Below are 18,744 nucleotides of genomic sequence, written 5' to 3'. Positions count from 1 at the left end.
ATCGTGCCGCACATGGAGATTCGTTACGTGGGCGGCCCCACGGCGGTCCTGGAGATCGGCGGGGTGCGGCTGTTGACCGACCCGACGTTCGACGCGCCCGGCGACTACCCGATCGGTGACAGGGCGCTGTCCAAGACCGCGGGGCCCGCGTTCGGGCCGGACGAGGCAGGGCCGGTCGACGCCGTGCTGCTCTCGCACGACCAGCACCCCGACAACCTCGACCGCGCCGGGCGGGCGTACCTGGCGTCCGTGCCGCTGGTGCTGTCCACCCGCTCGGCGGCCGAGCGCATCGGCGAGCCGGTGCGGGCCCTGCCCGACGGCGAGTCTGTCGAGGTCGGCGCCGTACGGGTGACCGGCGTGCCCGCCCAGCACGGGCCCGACGGCACTGAGCATCTCGTGGGTGAGGTGACCGGGTTCGTGCTCTCGGGAGAGGGCCTGCCGACGGTGTACGTGAGCGGCGACAACGTCTCCCTCGACGTCGTACGCGCGGTGGCGGCGCGGTTCGGGCCGGTGGACGTGGCCGTGCTGTTCGCGGGCGGGGCGAGGACGCCGCTGGTCGACGGCTTCCTGACGCTGACGAGCGAGGACGCGGTCACCGCCGCCGGGATCCTTCAGGCCAGGTACGTGGTGCCGCTGCACTTCGAGCACTGGGCGCACTTCACCCAGGGCAGGGACACGGTGGAGAGGTCCTTCGCCGGCTTCGGCGACCGCCTCCGGCTCCTGGCCCCCGGGGAGAGCACCCACTTGTCCTGACAAAAACCGATGTTTGGTTCCTTCGTGATGTGTCGAGAAATGGGGCAGTGCGCGGAAAACTGTTTGATCACTCCCTTCCCCCGGAGCGCCCATGGCCAGTCCCCCTGCGGTCACCCGTCAGCAATGGAAGTGGACGGCGCTCGCCGGCATGGCGTCCTACCTGGACGCGGGTTCCATCTCCGCGGTGAGCACCGGCCTGACGCTCTTCCGTGAGGAGTTCGGGCTGAGCCAGAGCATGGTCGGCCTGCTGGCCGCGCTCGGCCCGAACGCCATCGGCTGCGGCATCGGGGCCTTCGTCGGCGGCCGGCTGGGCGACAAGCTCGGCCGCAAACGCATCTACAAATGGGACCTGCTCGTCTTCGCCGCCGGCATGCTCTGCGTGGCGCTGGCGGTCAATCCGCCGATGCTGATGATCGGCACCTTCGTCGCCGGTCTCGCCGTCGGCGCCGACGTGCCGACCTCGCTCGCGCTCGTCGGTGAGCTGGCCCCGGCCAAGGCCAGGGGCAAGCTGCTCGGGCTCACGCAGATCGCCTGGGTGCTCGGCCCCTCCGTGGTGCTCCTCCTGGCGTACCTGCTCGATCCGCTCGGGCTGCTCGGGGTGCGCATCGTCTTCCTGCACCTCGTGCTCGCGGCGTTGATCACGTGGGCGATGCGCCGCGGGATGGCCGAGTCGGCCGTGTGGCGTACGGCCGCCGAGACCGCCGTCACCTCGGCCAGGCGGGTGCGTGCGCTGCTCAGCGGGCCGAACCTGCGGGCGCTCGCCTACACCGGGATCTTCTACACGTTCTGGAACCTGGCCGCCGGCACGATCGGGTCGTTCACGCCCTATCTGGTGGAGACGCTCGGCGCGGGAGGGCGGGACGTGAGCATCCTGACCACGCTGATCGGGCTGCTCTTCGGCGTGCCGACGCTGCTGGTCGTCATGCGGTTCATCGACCGCGGCACCTCCGCGCGCAAGTGGATGATGGGCATCGGCGCGGTGCTGGGGGTCGTCTCGTACGGGATGTTCCTGATCACCCCGTACGGCCTGATCGCGGCGCAGCTCAGCATCGTCCTGTGGGCCATCAGCTCCAAGCTGGCCGGCGAGCTGAGCTACAAGACCTTCAGCCAGGAGCTGTTCCCGACGATGTTGCGCGGCACCGCGCAGGGCCTCACGTTCGGCGTCTCGCGCGTCCTGCTCGGACTGTGGAGCTTCGTCGTCCCCGTCATCGCAAGTGGCGGGATCACCGGCGTCGCGACGGCGCTGACGGTGTTCGTGGCGATCTCGGGCGTGGTCGGGTTCTTCTTCATGCCGGACACCGCCGGCAGACCGCTCGAGGAGATCGAGGCGGAGCGCTCCGGCGTGCCGCCCCAGCAGCCACAGCAAAGGAGCCAGGCTTGAGCAGGCCCAACATCTTGTTGATCACCAGCGACCAACAGCACTGGACCACCCTCGGCGTGGTCAACCCGGAGATCAGCACGCCGAACCTGGACCGGCTGGCGGCCGAGGGGACCCGGTTCACCCGGGCGTACTGCCCGAACCCCACCTGCACCCCGACGCGCGCGTCGATGATCACCGGGCAGTTCCCCAGCCAGCACGGCGCCTGGAGCCTGGGCACCAGCCTGCCCGAGTCGGCGCCGACCGTCGGCGACCGGCTCCAGGGCCTCGGCTACCGCACCGCCCTGGTGGGCAAGGCGCACTTCCAGCCGCTGGCGAGCACCGAGCGGTACCGGTCGCTGGAGGCGTACCCGCTGCTGCAGGACCTCGCGTTCTGGAAGCGCTTCCACGGCCCCTACTACGGCTTCCAGCACGTCGAGCTGGCGCGCAACCACACCAACGAGTCGCACGTCGGCCAGCACTACGCGCTGTGGATGGAGGAACGCGGCTTCACCGGGTGGCGCGAGCACTTCCTGCCGCCGACCGGGACCATGGACCCCGCCGCCGAGTTCACCTGGTCGATCCCGGAGGAGTTCCACTACAACGCCTGGATCGCCGAGCGGAGCAACCGGCTGCTCGACGAGTACGCGGCGGCCGAGGAGCCGTTCTTCCTGTGGGCGAGCTTCTTCGACCCGCACCCGCCGTATCTCGCGCCGGAGCCGTGGGACACCATGTACGACCCGGACCGGCTCGCCATCCCGGAAGCGGCGTCGGGCGAACACGAGCGCAACCCGCCGCATTTCCGCATGACACAGCTGGAGGATCCCGACTTCGGCCCGCCCGAGTCGGGCCAGATCACCCACGGCTTCCACTCGCATCGGCGTGGTGAGGCCGACCGCCGGAAGCTCGTGGCCACCTATTACGGCATGGTCAGCCTGCTCGACAAGTACGTCGGGCGCATCCTCGACCGCCTGGAGGCCCTCGGCCTCGCCGACGACACGATCGTGGTGTTCACCACCGACCACGGGCACTTCTTCGGCCAGCACGGGCTGCAGGCCAAGGGGCCCTTCCACTACGAGGACCTGATCAGGGTGCCGCTCGTCGTCCGGTATCCGGGACGGGTGCCCGCCGGGCGGGTCAGCGACGCGATCCAGTCCACCGCCGACCTCACGCCCACGTTCCTCGGCTTCCTCGGCGAGCCCGTCCCCGGGTTCATGACCGGGGTGGATCAGCACGCCGTGTGGGAGGGCGCCCGGCCGGCCGCGCGGGACCACACGCTCGTGGAGTTCCACCACCAGCCGACCACGCTCAACCTCAGGACGTACGTGGACGACCGATACAAGATCACCGTCTACCAGGGCCAGGAGTACGGCGAGCTCTTCGACCTCCAGGAGGACCCGGGCGAGCTCCGCAACCTCTGGGACGCCCCCGAGCACGCCGGCCTCAGGAGCCGCCTGCTGCTGCGCTGCCTGTGGGCCGAGCTGGCGAAGGAGCCGATGTGGATGCCGCGCATCGCGATCGCGTGATCGGCTCGTGGTGAACGGCGACGCACTGACCCGCCCCCTCGTGCCGGGCCGGCCGGCATGAGGGGGACGGAGCGGGCTCTCGGCGTGCCGGCGGCAGGCACGCCCACGCCGCTGGTCGACCTCCCGGTGCGCGAGCGCGCTGCCGACCGGCGCCTCACCACGGTCCACGCCTGGGCGACCGAACGCGGCCTCGACCCGGCCCGGCACACGAGCCGCCCGCGCGAGGCGTTCGGCCCGGTGGGCGGCTGAGCGACGCACGCGTCCCCGTCGGCGTGGCCGAGGAGGACCGCCCCGTGCGGAGGAGACGTCGACGCGGGCGCGGCGACGTCCGCGGTCCGCGGGTCAGGTCAGGTCGTGGCTGACCCAGACGTTCGGTTCCACGTAGACGGCGTGGTCGTGGGTCACGTCGCTGTGCACAGGGGTGAGCGCGCCCGGCACCTCGATCGGGCCCGTGCGGTCGAACGGCAGGCCCGTCCACGCGCGCCACTCGTCCAGCGTGCCCGACACCGTCATGGACCGCGGCGCCACTTTGACGATCTTGCCGCCCGCCCGTACGTGCACCCGTAGCCAGGCGTCGTGCGGCAGGCCGTCCTCGCGGGTGCGCCAGGCGTACTCCGCCATGGGGGTGTGCGGTTCGAGGTGCTTGCCGTTGGGGCGTACGGGGGCGACCAGCTCGCGGAATCCGAGCCCCGCGGCATGCCGTCGCATGGCGGCCAGCATCCGTCCGGACAGCCCGGTGCCGAGCAGGTCGCGGCGGACGGTGATCTCCAGCGCGGAGATCGCGTCCGGCTTGTCGCCGCGCTCGCGGGCCAGCCAGCCGGAGCGGATCACCGCGTCCCACCCGTCGTCGGGCAGCTCGTCGCCCTTCACCACGTACGGCATCATGCAGGCCCGCGCGACCATCCGGCCGGGTTCGGCGTCGTCGTCGGCGACCAGCACGTAGTCGGCGTACGTCGTGGTGGCGATCGCGTAGAACAGGTCGGCCACGGGGTCGTTCAGCACGAACTCGTGCCACGTGTGGTCCATGTCCCATAACGCGGGCGCGAAGCCGGGGCGCTCGGCGAGCGTCGTGATCTGGAGGGCCATGTCGATCATCCTGCCCGCCTCCCGCCCAGAAAGAGCCGCATTTATCAGCAAATTTCGAGACTTAAAGGTCGGCATCCGGTGCGCTAGCGTCGGCGGCATGACAGAACTTGACGCCAGGCTGCGAGCCATCCTCGACCTGGGCGTGGCCGAGGCGCGCGAAGGAGCGGGCAGGCACGAGTACGACGGCGAGATCCAGGACCTGTCGCCCGACGGCGTACGCGCCGGGCTGGCCCGGCTCGGCGAGGGCGACCTGCCCGCGGACCCGCACGACGCCAGGCACCTCCAGGTGTTCGAGGCGAGTCTGCGCCACGAGTACGGCGAGCTCGAACTGCACCGCAAGAACCCCCTGATCCACCTGTCCAACCTCGACCTCGCCTGCTACGACCGCGACTACGCCCCGGCCGAGGAGCGCGCCGCGGCCAAGGCCGCCCACCTCGCCCGCTGGCCCGAGGCCGTCGACCAGGCCGTCGCCGCGCTCGACCAGGTGCCCGCCCCGGTCGCGCGGTCCCTGATCGGCGCGGTCAAGGGCCTGGCGGCCGGCGTCACCGACGAGACCGCGCTGACGGCGCACGCCCGGTTGGTCGCGCACGTCGAGCGCGCCACGACCGAGGGCGACCCCGACGCCGCGCTCGGCGGCCAGGCGCTGGCCACGCTGATGGGCACCGCGGAGGGGCTGCCGGTCGACCTCGGCAGGCTGGCCGAGCGCGCCGACGCCGAGCGCGACCGCCTCATGGGCCTGCTCGCCGAGTCCTGCGCCAAGCTGGGGGAGAAGGACCGCGCGCCGCTCGACGTCGTACGCGAGCTGGTCAAGGACCACCCCGACGCCGACGGCGTGATCGAGGCGGCCCGCGTCGGCACGGAGAAGGCCATCGCGTTCACCCGCGAGAAGGACCTGGTGCCGTACCACGACGGCGAGTGCCTGGTCGGCCCCGCGCCCGAGTCGCGCCGCTGGGCGATGGCCATGATGGCGTGGAACGCGCCCGGCGAGCCGGAGGGCCCGTCGTGGTACCACGTCACCCCGCCCGACCCGTCCTGGCCCGCGCACGAGCAGGAGGAGTGGCTGGAGGTCTTCAGCCGGGCGACCCTGCCGGCGATCAACGTGCACGAGGTCGCCCCCGGCCACTTCTCGCACGCCAGGGCGCTGCGCCGGGCCCCCTCCGACGTCCGCAGGCTGCTGCAGTCGATGTCGTTCATCGAGGGCTGGGCCCACTACGCCGAGGAGCTCTGCGTCGAGGAGGGCTTCGAGGCCGGCGACCCGCGTTTCGAGATCGGCGTCTGGGTGGAGGCCCTCATCCGCGTCACCCGGCTGGCCTGCGCGATCGGTGTGCACACCGGCCAGATGACGGTCGAGGACGGCGCCCGGCGCTTCGAGTCCGACACCCACCTGGCGGGCCCGGCGGCGTTGTCGGAGGCCAGGCGGGCGTCGTTCGACCCGACCTACGGCCGCTACACCTGGGGCAAGCTGCTCATCCAGGACCTGCGCGAGCAGGCGCGCAAGGAATGGGGTGCGGAGTTCACCGTGCAGCGCTTCCACAAGGCGCTGCTCGACCTCGGCGCGCCCCCGCTGGGCCTGATCGGCGCGATCCTTTGACGTGCTCCCCGGCCTGACGGCTGGGGATTCCGGCCCGAGCTCTACTCGCGCGAGGCGGCCGAGCAGGGGGTGGAGCCGTCGGAGATCGCCGACCTCGTGAAGGCCATCCACGACGAACGGTTCCTCGTGCCGGCCGGCCCCTCCCACGCCGGCCGGCCGCGCGGGCAGGCCGAGGACCTGCCCGGCTACCAGTGACGGTCGTGCGCCAGCACCCGCACCACCGCCCCCTTGCGCGGCTTGACCAGCAGCCGCACGGAGTCGCCCGGCAGCACGTCGCGGTAGACCCCCGCGCCCACCTCGTACGCCGTGGCCTTCGCCGAGACGCCGTCGTGCAGGGCGACGTAGTAGCGGGTGCGTGAGTTCGACTCGCCGACCGACTCGACCTTCACCCAGCGTTTGACGACGTGCCCGGCGGCCTCCAAGCGCTCCCGGGCCCGCGAGGGCGCGGCGGGCTCGATCTCGACGCCCTGCCAGCCGCTGCCCGTGAAGATCCACTCCTGCTGCGGGTTCACCGGCACCGGGCCAGGGCCGGCGACCTCCCGGCCGCGCGCGGTCAGCAGGAAACCCCGGCCGCTCACCAGCAGACCGATGCCGGCCAGCCACGACACCATCGTCGCGATCGTTCCCAACCAGGAGATGCCGGACAGGCTCACGGTGGCGTACCAGGGGACGACGAGCGCGACCGCGAGCAGCAGCGGCACGATCATGGTCTGCCAGCGCCGCCGCGCCAGCCCCAGGTCGATGGCGCACTCCCGGACGAGCGGCACGAAACGCCTGTCGAGATCGGCCGCCTCCGGCATGAGCGCGATCACCGGCGCCCGCCGCGCCCCCGCCATCCGGGCGCGCACCCGTTCCAGCGCCCACTGCTCGTACGGGACGAGCGGCCGCTCCGGCGGCGGCGCCAGGGAGAGACGGTCGCCCTCGATCGTCATCCAGCCGCGCGTGACGAGGTCGAACAGCGTCGTGTGGAACACGTCCTGAGGGCGCATGCCGCGTAAGAGCTCCGCCACGGGGGCGGGCACGGCGTCCTCGGGTGCCTGCCGGAGGGCTCTGTCGCGACCGGACACCTTGAAGGCGGCGGCCAGCGCGGCGAACCAGAGCGCCCACGCGGTCACCGGCCAGACAAGATCCATCGTTCTGTGGTAGCACGTCAGGCCCCCGGCGGGCCAGGTGTGAGACGCGGTGCCGATAGACTGGGGCTACCGCATTTCGCCTTTGGGGAGGGTTCACGGTGTCTGAATTCGACACAGTGCTGGTCGTCGACTTCGGCGCTCAGTACGCGCAACTTATCGCCAGGCGAGTGCGTGAGTGTCACGTCTACTCCGAGATCGTCCCGTCGTCCATGACGGTCGAGGAGATGATGGCGAAGAACCCCAAGGCGATCATCCTGTCCGGGGGCCCGTCCTCCGTCTACGCCGACGGCGCTCCCGCCGTGCCGCAGGGGCTGTTCGAGACGGGCGTGCCCACGTTCGGCATCTGCTACGGCTTCCAGGCCATGGCGCAGGCGCTGGGCGGCGAGGTGGCCCGCACGGGGGTCGCCGAATACGGCGGCACCCCGCTGGAGGTGCTCGACCAGGGTGTCATCTTCACCGGCCTGCCGGCGAGCCAGACGGTCTGGATGTCCCACGGCGACAGCGTGGCCGCGGCCCCTGAGGGCTTCCTGGTGACGGCCTCGACCCGTCAGACGCCGGTCGCCGCGTTCGAGCACACCGAGCGCGGTCTCTACGGCGTGCAGTTCCACCCCGAGGTGCTCCACACCGAGCACGGCCAGACGGTGCTCAAGCGCTTCCTCGAGGTGGCCGGCTGCCGCCCGGCGTGGACGATGCTCAACATCGTCGAAGACTCCATCGAGGCCGTGCGCCGCCAGGTGGGCGACGGCCGCGCGATCTGCGCGCTGTCCGGCGGGGTCGACTCCGCGGTGGCCGCCGCGATCGTCCAGCGGGCCATCGGCGACCGGCTGACGTGCGTCTTCGTCGACCACGGCCTGCTGCGCAAGGGCGAGGCCGAGCAGGTCGAGCGCGACTTCGTGGCCGCCACGGGCGTCAAGCTGCGCGTGGTCGACGCCGAGGAGCGCTTCCTGAAGGCCCTCGCGGGCGTCTCCGACCCGGAGGAGAAGCGCAAGATCATCGGGCGCGAGTTCATCCGCGTCTTCGAGGACGAGCAGCGCGCCATCATGGCCGACGGCCCGGTGCAGTTCCTCGTCCAGGGCACGCTCTACCCCGACGTGGTCGAGTCGGGCGGCGGCACGGGCACGGCCAACATCAAGTCCCACCACAACGTCGGCGGCCTGCCGGAAGACATCGAGTTCACCCTGGTGGAGCCGCTGCGCGCGCTGTTCAAGGACGAGGTGCGCCGCGCCGGCGAAGAGCTGGGCCTGCCGCCCGCGATGGTCTGGCGTCAGCCGTTCCCCGGCCCTGGCCTCGGCATCCGCATCGTCGGCGAGGTCACCCGCGAGCGCCTGGCCATCCTCCGGGAGGCCGACGCGATCGCCCGCGAGGAGCTCTCCCGCGCCGGCCTCGACCGGCAGATCTGGCAGTGCCCGGTGGTCCTGCTCGCCGACGTCCGCTCGGTCGGGGTGCAGGGAGACGGCCGCACGTACGGTCACCCGGTGGTGCTGCGCCCGGTGACCTCGGAAGACGCGATGACCGCCGACTGGTCGCGGGTGCCCTACGACGTGCTGTCGCACATCTCGACCCGCATCACCAACGAGGTCCGCGAGGTCAACCGCGTCGTCCTCGACGTGACCAGCAAGCCGCCGGGCACCATCGAGTGGGAGTGACGGTCATCCCCAGGCATACAGGCGACGAGGATGGGAAGAGGAGGCTGGCCCTGGGCCAACTCAGACCGTAGTTGGCAATGGGACATTCAAGGTGTCGATGACTTGGGTGCTCACGTTCGCGGTCTAGAAGGGTGGCAGGGCCTGGATGCCTCATGCGAGTGACGAGAGCCGGCAGCCGCTGGTGCTGCTCGTGGAGGACGACCCGCAGGACGCGTTGATCGTCGAGGAGTTGCTGGCCGACAGCGGTTTCGCGGTGCGCCTGGAGTGGGTGCGTTCGGTCGACGCCGCCCGGCGGGCGCTGCGCCGGCTGCGCCCCCAGTGTGTGCTGCTGGACCTCGGGCTGCCCGACGCGTACGAGTTCTCCGCGCTGTCCTCCGTGCTGGCGGAGGCCGGCGACGCGGCCGTGGTGGTGCTCACCGGCCTGGCCGAGGAGCAGGCGGGCCTCGCGGCGGTGACCGCGGGCGCGCAGGACTACCTGGTCAAGGGCCGGGTGGAGCCCGAGTGGCTGGGCCGGTCGCTGCGTTACGCCATGCAGCGCAAGCAGGCCGAGCAGGCGGCTGTCGCGTTACACGCCGAGCGCATGCGCGCGAAGGAGAACGCCCGCCTGGAGCGCGGCCTGCTGCCGACGCCGCTGCTGCAGAACATGCCGATCGAGGTGGCCACCCGCTACCGCGCGAGCAGGGGCTCGGCCACGCTCGGCGGCGACTTCTTCGACGTGGTGGAGTCCGACGACAAGGCCGTGCACGCGGTGATCGGCGACGTGTGCGGCCACGGTCCCGACGAGGCCGCGCTCGGCGTCTGCCTGCGCATCGCCTGGCGGGCGCTGGTGCTCAGCGGGGTGACCGGCGCCGCCCTGCTGCGCCGGCTCGAACGCATCCTCGAAGCGGAGCGTCCCGGTGGGGAGATCTTCGTGACGATGACCACGCTGGTGCTGGAGCCCGACCAGCGCACACTCAGGCTGTGGCGAGCGGGCCATCCCGGCATGTTGCTGCACGACGGCGACCAGGTCACCCTCGCCGACCCCGGCCAGAGCCTCGCGCTCGGCCTGCCGGTCGAGGCCGACTGGCACCAGGACGTCCTGGAGCTGCCCGAGGACGCCGGGATCACGTTGTACACCGACGGGCTGTTCGAGCGCCGGCTGCCCGGCGAGCCGCCGCGCTGGCTGGGTGAGGAGGGCCTGCTCGACCTCGCGCGCCGCCACGCGCACCTCGACGGCGAGGGCTTCCTCGACGCGCTGCTCGCCGACGTCGAGTCCGTCACCGCGCCCGAGGCGGCGGCCGACGACCTGGCGGTGGTCCATCTGCGCTGGAAGGCACGGTCATGAGCGAGCGGGGGTGGCGGCGGCTGACGGTGCAGGGCTGGTTCGTGGTCGTGCTCGTGGCCATCACGATTCTGATCGCGGTCTGCGCCGGGATCGGGGCCATCACGCTCGACCGTACGAACCGGCTGTCCGACCAGCTGACCACGCGGGTCTCCCCGGCCAGCATCGAGGCGGCCCAGCTGCAGAAGGCCCTGATCGACCAGGAGACCGGGGTGCGCGGCTTCCTGCTGACCGGCGATCGGTCGCTCCTGCAGCCGTACGACGACGGCGTGGCGGCCGAACGGCACAGCCGCCGGCAGCTGGCCGGCCTCGTCTCCGACCGCCCCGACCTGCTGGCCGGCCTGGACGCCATCAGCGCACGTGCCGAAGCGTGGCGCAGCGACTACGCCGGGCCCCTGACGCGGGAGCGCGCGGACGGGTCCGTGTCGTCCGGCGCGGTGGAGGAGGGCAAGCAGGCGTTCGACGAGATCCGGGCGCTGCTGGAGCGGCAGAACGACCGGCTGGCCGATCTGCGCGCGCGGGTGCAGGAGCAGCTCGACCAGGCCGAGCGCACCCGCAACCTGGCGTTCGTCGCCATGCTCGTGGTCTTCCCTGTGGCGGCGCTGGCGATGGCCGTGCTGCTGCGCCGTGCCGTCGGGCGGCCGCTCGACGAGCTGCGCACGGCCTCCCGCCACATCACCGCCGGCGACTTCGACCACGCCATCCCCGCGCGCGGCCCGGCCGACATCCGCGAGGTCGCCAGAGACGTCGACCTGATGCGGCTGAAGATCGTCGAAGCGCTGGGCGAGTCGCACCGCCGGCAGGTGCTGCTGCGCGAGCAGGCCGCCGACCTCGACGCCCAGGCGGTGGAGCTGCGCCGTTCGAACGCCGAGCTGGAGCAGTTCGCGTACGTGGCCTCCCACGACCTGCAGGAGCCGCTGCGCAAGGTCGCCACCTTCTGCCAGCTCCTGGAGAAGCGTTATGGCGAGGTTCTCGACGAACGCGGCACCCAGTACATCCGCTTCGCGGTCGACGGCGCCACCCGCATGCAGGTGCTGATCAACGACCTGCTGAGCTTCTCCCGGGTGGGCCGCGTCTACGACGACCGCTGCCCCGTCGACCTGGGCGAGACGCTGGAGAAGGTGATCGACGACCTGTCGGCCGCCGTCGAGGAGTCGGGCGCCCGCGTCGAACGCCCCGCCGAGCTGCCCAGCGTCGTCGGCGATCCCACCATGCTGGGCCTGCTCTGGCAGAACCTCGTCAGCAACGCGATCAAGTTCCGCGACCCCGGGCGCGCGCCGGTGATCCGCATCGGCTGCGAACCCGCGGAGGAGGGCTGGCTGTTCTCGGTCGAGGACAACGGCATCGGCATCGAAGCCGAGTTCGCCGACAAGGTCTTCGTCATCTTCCAGCGCCTGCACAGCCGCGAGGCCTACAGCGGCACCGGCATCGGCCTGGCGATGTGCAAGAAGATCGTGGAAAACCACGGCGGCCGGATCTGGCTCGACACCGCCTACGCCGGCGGCGCGCGCCTCTGCTTCACCCTGCCGACCGGCCCCCACCACCCGCGGCCGCAGATCGCCGCCGCGGGCACCGATCACGAAGGAAACAGCTCATGACGACCGGGCAACCCATCGAAGTCCTGCTGGTCGAGGACGATCCCGGTGACGAGCTCATCACCCGCGAGGCGTTCGAGGACAACAAGATCCGCAACAACCTCCACGTGGTGAGAGACGGGCTGGAGGCGCTCGACTTCGTCTACCAGCGCGGCGTGCACGCCGGTGCGCCGCGCCCCGATCTCATCCTGCTCGACCTCAACCTGCCGAAGTACGACGGCCGCCAGGTGCTGGAGAAGATCAAGGGCGATCCCGACCTGCGCGCCATCCCCGTGGTCGTCCTGACGACCTCCTCGGCGGAGGAGGACATCCTGCGCAGCTACAAGCTGTTCGCGAACGCGTACGTGACCAAGCCCGTCGACCTCGACCGGTTCATGACGGTCATTCGGCAGATCGACGAGTTCTTCGTCACGGTGGTGCGCCTGCCCGGCCGCGTCGGCGCGACCGGCGGCGAGAACCCCACCGCCTGACGGGTCAGCCGTCCTGCTCCCTGCCGGGGGGCGCGCCGGGCACGACCTCGGGGGGCACCGGCATCGGCGCGGTGTCCTCCTCCAACGGCTCCGTGGGCTCGTCGGTCTCGTCGGCGGTCTCGGGGAGCGGCTCGGTGGGGTCGTCCTCCGGCTCGGGTTCGCTGAGCAGCGGCACGACCGGCTCCGGCTGCGTTGTCCCGGGCTGTGCCGGTGTGCCGCGCAGCCGCCGCGCGCGGGTCCGTACGAGCTCGGCGAGCAGCCGCGCCACGCTGCCGAGCAGCAGCGGCACCAGCAGCACCCCGACGAGGATCGGCGCGGCCATGTACCGGAAGTCCTGTGCCGAGATGTTGGCCAGCACCGCCAGTTGCTGCCCGGCCACCACCGCGGCCACCGCGAGCGCGTACCGGTTGCGCAGCGCCCACGCCGCCAGCGCCACGCTCACGTAACACAGGTACGCCCATGACGCCCCCCGCCACAGCGCCCAGTCGTGGCGGGGGGCGAGGGCTGAGGTCAGCCATCGGTCGGCGAGGTCGTTCAGCCCCATGGACAGCGGGCGCAGCGAGTACACCGACCGGCCGGGGAAGTCCGCCACCTTGCCCGGCCCGACGTAGGTGTCGGCGTTCGGCCGCAGCGACAACCGGTACGTCCCGCCCCCGACCGCCGCCTCGTCCTGCACGGGCCGCCACGCGATCGACCCCCGGCACAGCCGCGCGGAGACGATCGTCGCCGGGTCGCTCACCAGCAGCCGCCGCCACAGGCTCAGCAGCTCGCCGGCGCGCGCGTCGGCCTGCGTCCAGCTGAAGTCGCGCCGCCAGATCAGCGGGTTGACGGTGTAGCAGGTGCCGCCCTCCCGCCACCGCGTGAGCGGGGCCACCGACTCCATGAGCGCCCGGTCCCGGTCGGTGAACAGCTCGGGATGCTGCCGGTAGGCGACCGCGATGTCGCCGTAGGCCGTGTGGTAGACGTACGTGTTCGAGGCCGGGGTGATGCCGAAGCGCGGGAAGACCATGGTGCTGAGCACGAGGGGCAGCGCCGCGGCGAGCCCGCCGGCGACCAGCAGCCGCACGCGTGCCGTACGGACGACCGCCATGAGCCCGAGCACGGCCACACCCGCCACCAGGAAGCCGTTGGCGCGGAACAACCCCAGCGCCGCGAGCGACGCCGCCAGCCCGAGCAGCGCCGGCCCGGTCACGGCCCGCCGCGCCGCGATGCGCGCGCACACTCCCGCGGCCGCCACCGCGCAGATCGTGAACGGCACGTCCTTCCACAACGTCACCGTGAACGCGCCCACCGGCGGGGCCAGCGGCATCAACACGGCCACCGCGGTGGTCAGCAGGCGCGGCGCGCCCAGCGCCTGCAACGACTGCGCGAGATACGTCAGCGCCCCGGCCATGGCCGTGGTCTGCAGGAACGTGACCGCCCCGAGGTCTCCCGTGCCGGTGAAGCTCAGCCACAGCAGCGCGTCGTAGACCACCGAATGGTCGCTCACCCACGGGCCGGCCACGGTGTGGCTGAGGTAGAGGACGGAGTCGCGGCTGAACAGGCCGGGGTAGAAGGCCGCCCACCAGCATCCGAGCACCGCCTGGATGATCAGGAAGGTGGCGAGGGGCGCCCTCGGCCTGCTGTCACGCGCCATGAATTCCGATCCGGGGCTGACGGGAGACGTACGCGAAATATCCTCCCCCAGCCCCCGCGCGCCCGCGGGGAGCGACGCGGAGGCGAGACGCGGTGGTGAGCGCGCTTTTTCAGCCCCTTGAGGCTCAGGCGCCCAGCACCGCCTGGAGGAAGTCCCGGGTGCGCTGGTGCGTCGGCTCGGTGAAGATCTGCTCGGGATCCCCCTCCTCGACGATCTGGCCCTGGTCGAACATGAGGACCCGGTCGGAGATGTCCCTGGCGAAGCGCATCTCGTGGGTGACGCACAGCAGTGTCAGGTTGCCCTGCTGGGCGATGTCGCGCAGCAGACTCTGCACGCCGGAGACGAGCTCGGGGTCGAGCGCGGAGGTGACCTCGTCGAGCAGCAGCACCTCGGGCTCCATCGCGAGCGCCCGCGCGATGGCGACCCGCTGCTGCTGGCCGCCGGACAACCGTGACGGGTGCTCGTCCGCCTTGTCGGCCAGCTCGACCATCTCCAGCAGCTCGCGGGCCTTCGCCTCCGCCTGGTCACGCGGGACGCCGAGCGCGCGCACCGGCGCCTCGGTGATGTTGCGCAGCACGTTCATGTTCGGGAACAGGTTGAACTGCTGGAACACCATGCCGACCTTCTTGCGGACCTGGCGCAGGTGCCGTTCGTCGGCGGGCACGAGCCGGTCGCCGCGCCGCATGTGGGACAGGTACTGGCCGTCGACCTCGATGGTGCCGGAGGTGACGCGCTCGAGGGTCATCAGCAGACGCAGGATGGTGGTCTTGCCCGATCCGCTGGGGCCGATCAGGGTGACGCGCTCGCCGGGCCTGACGTGGAAGTCCAGCTCACGCAGGACGGTCACGTCGCCGAACCGTTTGACGACCTTGTCGAACCGGATCATCCACTGCGGATCGGCTTCGGCGGGGGAGGCGTTGCCTGGCTGCGTTTCAGTGGTCAAGACGGCGCTCCATACGGCGGATGAGGATCGACGCGGGGATCGCGATGAGCAGGAAGAACAGACCGGCGATGGTGATCGGCTCCAGGTAACGGAAACGCTCGGAGCCGAGCTCGCGGGCGAGCCCCATGACGTCGACGACGGTGATCACGGACAGCTGCGGCGACTCTTTGAAGATCGCGACCAGGTAGTTTCCGAGGGCCGGCAGCGACCGGCGTACGGCCTGCGGGAGGACGATGCTCATCCAGGTCCAGTGGCGCGGCAGGTTGAGGGCGACCGCAGCCTCCCACTGGCCCTTCGGCACACCGTCGATGCCCGCCCGGTACACCTCGGCGGTGTAGCAGGCGTAGTGCACGCCGAGCCCGATGATGCCCGTCGTCAGCGCGGTCATGCTGACGCCGAAGTCCGGCAGGACGTAGTAGACGACGAACAGCTGCACCAGCAGCGGCGTGCTGCGGATGAACTCGGTGACCGCGCCCACCGGGCGGCTGATGTACGCCCTGCGCGACCGGCGCAGCAACGCCAGGAACAACCCCAGCACGAACGCGAGCACCGCGCCGCCGAGCGTCGCCTGCACGGTGACGAGCAGCCCCTGGGTGAGCAGGTCGGGCAGGATCTGCAGGGTCCAGTCCCAGTCCCAGATCATCGGGCGCCCTCCACCGCCGGCGCGGATCGGCGCCGGCGGGGGCGTTCACGGCCCACCAACCGCGCCGCCCGCCCCTCGACGAACCTCATCAGCAACGTGATCAGGTACGAGAACAGGAAGTAGATCACCAGCATCAGCGCGAAGACGATCAGCTGGTCGCTGCCCGAGTTGACCAGCAGCCGGCCCTGGTAGGCGAGGTCGGCCACGGTGATGACGGACAGCAGCGACGTCGTCTTGAGCAGCTCGATGAGCAGGTTGTTCATCGGCGGCACCATGGCGACGAACGCCTGCGGCAGGATGACGTGGCGCATCCGCTGGTACGGCGTGAAGTTGAGCGCGACGGCGGCCTCCCGCTGGGCGGGGGGAACCGCCTGCACCGCGCCGCGCACCACTTCCGAGCCGTAGGCGCCCAGGTTGAGCCCCAGCGCCAGGATGCCGGCGGCGACCTTGTCGAACTGGTAGCCCGTGAGGATGGGCATCGCGTAGAAGAGCCAGAACAGCTGCACCAGGACCGACGTGCCGCGGAAGAACTCCATGTACACGCGGGCGACGCCGCGCACGCTCCGCAGGCGCGAGCTCGCCATCAGCCCCACCACGAGGGCGATGGCGATGGCGAGCACGGAGCCGCCGAGCGTGCTCTGCAGTGTGACGACGGCGCCCCTGCACAGGAACGGCATCGCCTCGCCGAGGGTGCCGGGCAGCTCGGCGCTGCACGGGTTGATGGTCGTCATGCTCGCGTCAGGAGGCCGCGCAGAGCTGCTCTGCGGTGAGCGTGGCCGCCTTCTCGACCTCGGTCGCGGTGAACCCGAACTTCTCGATGAGCGGCAGCACGCCGTTCGCGTCCTGCAGCTTCTTCAGCTCGGCGTTGAACGCGTCCCGGAGGGCGGTGTCCTGCTTGCGGAAGCCGAACCCGCCGGCGCCGACCTGCTCCTCGCCGTCGACGACCGGCACGAACGACTCGGTCACCTCCAGCGGCTCGTCGGCGTACTGCTGCTGGAGCGTCCAGCGCAGCGAGACGGCGGTCAGCGCGATCGCGTCCACCCTTCCAGCGAGGATGCCCTTGAAGGCGGCGTTCTGATTGGGGAAGACCTGGATCCGGTCGCCGGGGACGCCGGCGGCCTCCGCGTAGCCCTTCTCGACGGCGCCTTCGAACACGCCGACCGTGGCGTCGCCCTGCGCGACGTCCTCGAACTTCGTGAGCTTCTTGGGGTTGCCCTTGGTCACCAGAAGCGCGTTCGAGGTGGCGTAGTCGGGGTTGGAGAAGGCGATCTCCGCGCACCGCTCGGGGGTGATGGACATGCCGGCGGCGATGAAGTCGTACTGCCTCGACTGCAGACCGGGGATCAGGGAGCCGAAGGAGTCGACGATCTGTCCCTCCATGGTGTCCACGCCGAGCGACTTGAAGATCGCGCGGGCCACCTCGATGGCCTCGCCGGTCAGCTCGCCGCCGCTGTCGCGGTAGCCGTACGGCTGCTCGTTCGCGATGCCGACCTTGATCGTGCCGGCCGCCCTGAGAGCGGCGAGGGGGTCACCGCTCTGCGTGGCACCCGCGTCCTCGACCCGGCTGCAGCCGGCGAGCAGGGCGGGGGCGCCGACGATGGCCGCCGCGGTCAGTCCTGAGTTCCTGAAGAAATCCCGACGCGTCCAGCGGTTGGCCGTCACGCTTTGCTCCCGTTCGTGCCGATATCGTCATTGAGCTCATCAGAGCGCTCCAAAGAGACGGGGGTGTCCCCGTCATCCGGCTCTCTGGGCGAGATGAGCAGGCCAGGCGGGGGTGCCGTGGCCTCGCGTCACGCTTCGCCGCTCCGGCTTCGCTCCCGGGGGATCAGGATGCGGATCGTCGGCCGGCGATGCGGTTCGCCAACGTGTGTCCCGAACCTAGCGAACCCGTCAGGGTGCCTTCTTCGACAGAGTTTCGGCTGCGATGTTTGAGGCCCCGGTAAGTGGGGGTAGGGCATCGCGTTCGTCCGTTTTCGGGGCTTCTGAACGGTGTCGGCCGCGGGTGCCGCGCGGCTCGATCGCCTGCTGAGCAGGCGATACGCCGCTCACAGCGGAGGATCGTCCTCTGTTGGAGGAGCGTTTCGGGAATGTCACGGAAATATCTCGACACGATAACGACGGATCCGTCGCGGCCAAGTTTTACGTGATGTGGATCACAGGGCATTGATGTCATCCTGTGATCCTGATGATCTGACGCGCGGGGCAACTGAGTCGTTTGCCTCGTTTGAGGTGATGTGCGTCACCGTGGAAACGCCGACGGCGGCCCGGGACGGTCACCCGTCCGGAACCGCCGTCGAAGCATCGGTCTAGAAGTAGCTCATCCCGGCCTTCAGGCCCTTGGCGCGCATCAGCGTCGGCACGGTCACCAGGTGGTAGCCCTGCTTCTTGAGCTCCTTGAGGATCTCGGGCATGACCTTCACCGTCTGCGGCACGACGTCGTGCATGAGGATCACGCCGTCACGCTGGGCCAGCTTGAGCACGACGGTCTTGATCTTCTTGGTGTCGCGCAGGCTCCAGTCGAGCGTGGTGCCCGTCCAGAGGATCTCCGCCAGCTCCGCCTGGTCGGCCACGCGCAGCACGCGCTCGTCGGTCTGCCCGTAGGGCGGGCGGTACATCTTCGGCCGCAGGCCCGTCGCCTTCTCGATCACCTCTTGGTTGACCTTGAGCTCGTCGAGGATCTCGTAGTCGAGCAGCGCGGGCAGGGCGGCGTGGGAGTAGGTGTGGTTGCCGATCGCGTGGCCCTGGGTCAGGATCTCCTTGGCCACCTTCGGGCTCTTCTCCACCCGCTCGCCGACCAGGAAGAACGTCGCCTTGGCGCCGGCTTTCCTGAGCGTCTTGAGCAGGGCGGGGGTGTACTCTCCCGGTCCGTCGTCGAAGGTCAGGGCCAGGCATTTCACCCGGCTGCAGTCGACGGATCCCGGCGCGTTCACGGTCGCCTGGGCAGGGAGGGACGTCAGGGCCAGTGAGGCCGCCAGAAGAGCATGAATCACCACGGGCAGCAGCCTAGAGCCAACATCATCCGCCCGAAGGCCCCCGAACATTTC

The 18,744-nt window shown here is 70.8% G+C and carries 18 protein-coding genes; 10 read left to right on the top strand and 8 right to left on the bottom strand.

Going from position 1 to position 18,744, the window contains the following annotated elements; translation table 11 throughout:
• The first annotated feature begins 12 nt into the window (after positions 1-12).
• The 4 genes from ACIBP6_RS45650 to ACIBP6_RS45635 all read left to right on the top strand — a co-directional run bounded on the left by ACIBP6_RS45650 (position 13) and on the right by ACIBP6_RS45635 (position 3,885).
• Positions 13-753, top strand: a complete 741-nt coding sequence (locus ACIBP6_RS45650) for an MBL fold metallo-hydrolase (RefSeq protein ID WP_397061395.1) — start codon at positions 13-15, stop codon at positions 751-753.
• A gap of 91 nt (positions 754-844) precedes the next feature.
• A complete protein-coding gene (locus tag ACIBP6_RS45645) occupies positions 845-2,134 on the top strand; it encodes an MFS transporter (protein WP_223190579.1) in 1,290 nt (429 codons plus the stop codon).
• Complete coding sequence (locus ACIBP6_RS45640; RefSeq protein ID WP_397061393.1) at positions 2,131-3,636, top strand: sulfatase; 1,506 nt, start codon at positions 2,131-2,133, stop codon at positions 3,634-3,636. Before ACIBP6_RS45645 ends, ACIBP6_RS45640 begins: the two co-directional genes overlap by 4 nt.
• A gap of 57 nt (positions 3,637-3,693) precedes the next feature.
• Entirely contained in the window at positions 3,694-3,885 is a 192-nt protein-coding gene (locus tag ACIBP6_RS45635) for a hypothetical protein (RefSeq protein WP_397061391.1), read from the top strand.
• A gap of 93 nt (positions 3,886-3,978) precedes the next feature.
• Here the strand turns inward: ACIBP6_RS45635 and ACIBP6_RS45630 are convergent, their stop codons facing one another.
• On the bottom strand, positions 3,979-4,722 hold the full coding sequence (locus ACIBP6_RS45630; protein WP_165969998.1) for an N-acetyltransferase: 744 nt from the start codon (positions 4,720-4,722) through the stop codon (positions 3,979-3,981).
• Positions 4,723-4,819: 97 nt separating this feature from the next.
• Here ACIBP6_RS45630 and ACIBP6_RS45625 point away from each other — a divergent pair, with 97 nt between their 5' ends.
• Positions 4,820-6,313 (top strand): DUF885 family protein, encoded by a 1,494-nt coding sequence (locus ACIBP6_RS45625; RefSeq protein ID WP_397061389.1) that lies wholly within the window; start codon positions 4,820-4,822, stop codon positions 6,311-6,313.
• A gap of 69 nt (positions 6,314-6,382) precedes the next feature.
• Complete coding sequence (locus ACIBP6_RS45620; protein ID WP_397061387.1) at positions 6,383-6,508, top strand: hypothetical protein; 126 nt, start codon at positions 6,383-6,385, stop codon at positions 6,506-6,508.
• Here the strand turns inward: ACIBP6_RS45620 and ACIBP6_RS45615 are convergent.
• Positions 6,499-7,446, bottom strand: a complete 948-nt coding sequence (locus tag ACIBP6_RS45615) for a hypothetical protein (RefSeq protein WP_397061385.1) — start codon at positions 7,444-7,446, stop codon at positions 6,499-6,501. The genes ACIBP6_RS45620 and ACIBP6_RS45615 overlap by 10 nt on opposite strands.
• A gap of 98 nt (positions 7,447-7,544) precedes the next feature.
• On the opposite strand from ACIBP6_RS45615, the gene guaA reads away from it, so the two are divergent.
• The 4 genes from guaA to ACIBP6_RS45595 all read left to right on the top strand — a co-directional run bounded on the left by guaA (position 7,545) and on the right by ACIBP6_RS45595 (position 12,478).
• Positions 7,545-9,092, top strand: coding sequence for a glutamine-hydrolyzing GMP synthase (gene guaA / locus ACIBP6_RS45610; protein ID WP_397061383.1), 1,548 nt, complete (start codon positions 7,545-7,547; stop codon positions 9,090-9,092).
• Positions 9,093-9,237: 145 nt separating this feature from the next.
• The gene (locus ACIBP6_RS45605; RefSeq protein WP_397061381.1) at positions 9,238-10,416 is read left to right on the top strand and encodes a PP2C family protein-serine/threonine phosphatase; all 1,179 of its coding nucleotides are present in this window, start codon (positions 9,238-9,240) and stop codon (positions 10,414-10,416) included.
• Entirely contained in the window at positions 10,413-12,011 is a 1,599-nt protein-coding gene (locus ACIBP6_RS45600) for a sensor histidine kinase (RefSeq protein WP_397061379.1), read from the top strand. The genes ACIBP6_RS45605 and ACIBP6_RS45600 overlap by 4 nt, the downstream gene beginning before the upstream one ends.
• The gene (locus ACIBP6_RS45595) at positions 12,008-12,478 is read left to right on the top strand and encodes a response regulator (RefSeq protein ID WP_397061377.1); all 471 of its coding nucleotides are present in this window, start codon (positions 12,008-12,010) and stop codon (positions 12,476-12,478) included. The genes ACIBP6_RS45600 and ACIBP6_RS45595 overlap by 4 nt, the downstream gene beginning before the upstream one ends.
• Positions 12,479-12,482: 4 nt before the next feature.
• Here the strand turns inward: ACIBP6_RS45595 and ACIBP6_RS45590 are convergent, their stop codons facing one another.
• The 6 genes from ACIBP6_RS45590 to ACIBP6_RS45565 all read right to left on the bottom strand — a co-directional run bounded on the left by ACIBP6_RS45590 (position 12,483) and on the right by ACIBP6_RS45565 (position 18,693).
• Entirely contained in the window at positions 12,483-14,114 is a 1,632-nt protein-coding gene (locus ACIBP6_RS45590; RefSeq protein ID WP_397061375.1) for a hypothetical protein, read from the bottom strand.
• Between the two features lie 124 nt (positions 14,115-14,238).
• Positions 14,239-15,000 (bottom strand): ectoine/hydroxyectoine ABC transporter ATP-binding protein EhuA, encoded by a 762-nt coding sequence (gene ehuA / locus ACIBP6_RS45585; RefSeq protein ID WP_397061498.1) that lies wholly within the window; start codon positions 14,998-15,000, stop codon positions 14,239-14,241.
• A gap of 46 nt (positions 15,001-15,046) precedes the next feature.
• Positions 15,047-15,700 carry an ectoine/hydroxyectoine ABC transporter permease subunit EhuD gene (gene ehuD / locus ACIBP6_RS45580; RefSeq protein ID WP_397061373.1) on the bottom strand — a complete coding sequence of 218 codons (654 nt, stop codon included), beginning with the start codon at positions 15,698-15,700 and terminating at the stop codon, positions 15,047-15,049.
• Entirely contained in the window at positions 15,697-16,431 is a 735-nt protein-coding gene (gene ehuC, locus ACIBP6_RS45575) for an ectoine/hydroxyectoine ABC transporter permease subunit EhuC (protein WP_397061371.1), read from the bottom strand. Before ehuC ends, ehuD begins: the two co-directional genes overlap by 4 nt.
• Positions 16,432-16,438: 7 nt before the next feature.
• Positions 16,439-17,362 (bottom strand): ectoine/hydroxyectoine ABC transporter substrate-binding protein EhuB, encoded by a 924-nt coding sequence (gene ehuB / locus ACIBP6_RS45570; RefSeq protein ID WP_397061369.1) that lies wholly within the window; start codon positions 17,360-17,362, stop codon positions 16,439-16,441.
• Between the two features lie 644 nt (positions 17,363-18,006).
• Positions 18,007-18,693 carry a polysaccharide deacetylase family protein gene (locus tag ACIBP6_RS45565; protein WP_397061367.1) on the bottom strand — a complete coding sequence of 229 codons (687 nt, stop codon included), beginning with the start codon at positions 18,691-18,693 and terminating at the stop codon, positions 18,007-18,009.
• Between the last annotated feature and the right edge of the window lie 51 nt (positions 18,694-18,744).

Origin of the sequence: Nonomuraea terrae, assembly GCF_044465245.1 — a bacterium.
Taxonomy (GTDB): Bacteria; Actinomycetota; Actinomycetes; order Streptosporangiales; family Streptosporangiaceae; genus Nonomuraea; species Nonomuraea terrae.
The sequence above is the reverse complement of the archived record's forward strand: the minus strand, read 5'-3'. Positions and strand labels throughout refer to the sequence as shown.

Excerpts from the sequence above, each read along its gene's own strand:
- ACIBP6_RS45650 (WP_397061395.1), top strand. The coding sequence starts at position 13 with ATGGAGATTCGTTACGTGGGCGGCCCCACGGCGGTCCTGGAGATCGGC.
- ehuD (WP_397061373.1), bottom strand. The coding sequence starts at position 15,700 with ATGATCTGGGACTGGGACTGGACCCTGCAGATCCTGCCCGACCTGCTC.
- ACIBP6_RS45625 (WP_397061389.1), top strand. The coding sequence starts at position 4,820 with ATGACAGAACTTGACGCCAGGCTGCGAGCCATCCTCGACCTGGGCGTG.
- ehuC (WP_397061371.1), bottom strand. The coding sequence starts at position 16,431 with ATGACGACCATCAACCCGTGCAGCGCCGAGCTGCCCGGCACCCTCGGC.
- ACIBP6_RS45600 (WP_397061379.1), top strand. The coding sequence starts at position 10,413 with ATGAGCGAGCGGGGGTGGCGGCGGCTGACGGTGCAGGGCTGGTTCGTG.
- ACIBP6_RS45615 (WP_397061385.1), bottom strand. The coding sequence starts at position 7,446 with ATGGATCTTGTCTGGCCGGTGACCGCGTGGGCGCTCTGGTTCGCCGCG.
- ACIBP6_RS45590 (WP_397061375.1), bottom strand. The coding sequence starts at position 14,114 with ATGGCGCGTGACAGCAGGCCGAGGGCGCCCCTCGCCACCTTCCTGATC.
- ACIBP6_RS45645 (WP_223190579.1), top strand. The coding sequence starts at position 845 with ATGGCCAGTCCCCCTGCGGTCACCCGTCAGCAATGGAAGTGGACGGCG.
- ACIBP6_RS45635 (WP_397061391.1), top strand. The coding sequence starts at position 3,694 with ATGAGGGGGACGGAGCGGGCTCTCGGCGTGCCGGCGGCAGGCACGCCC.
- ehuA (WP_397061498.1), bottom strand. The coding sequence starts at position 15,000 with ATGATCCGGTTCGACAAGGTCGTCAAACGGTTCGGCGACGTGACCGTC.
- ACIBP6_RS45630 (WP_165969998.1), bottom strand. The coding sequence starts at position 4,722 with ATGGCCCTCCAGATCACGACGCTCGCCGAGCGCCCCGGCTTCGCGCCC.
- ACIBP6_RS45595 (WP_397061377.1), top strand. The coding sequence starts at position 12,008 with ATGACGACCGGGCAACCCATCGAAGTCCTGCTGGTCGAGGACGATCCC.
- ACIBP6_RS45605 (WP_397061381.1), top strand. The coding sequence starts at position 9,238 with ATGCCTCATGCGAGTGACGAGAGCCGGCAGCCGCTGGTGCTGCTCGTG.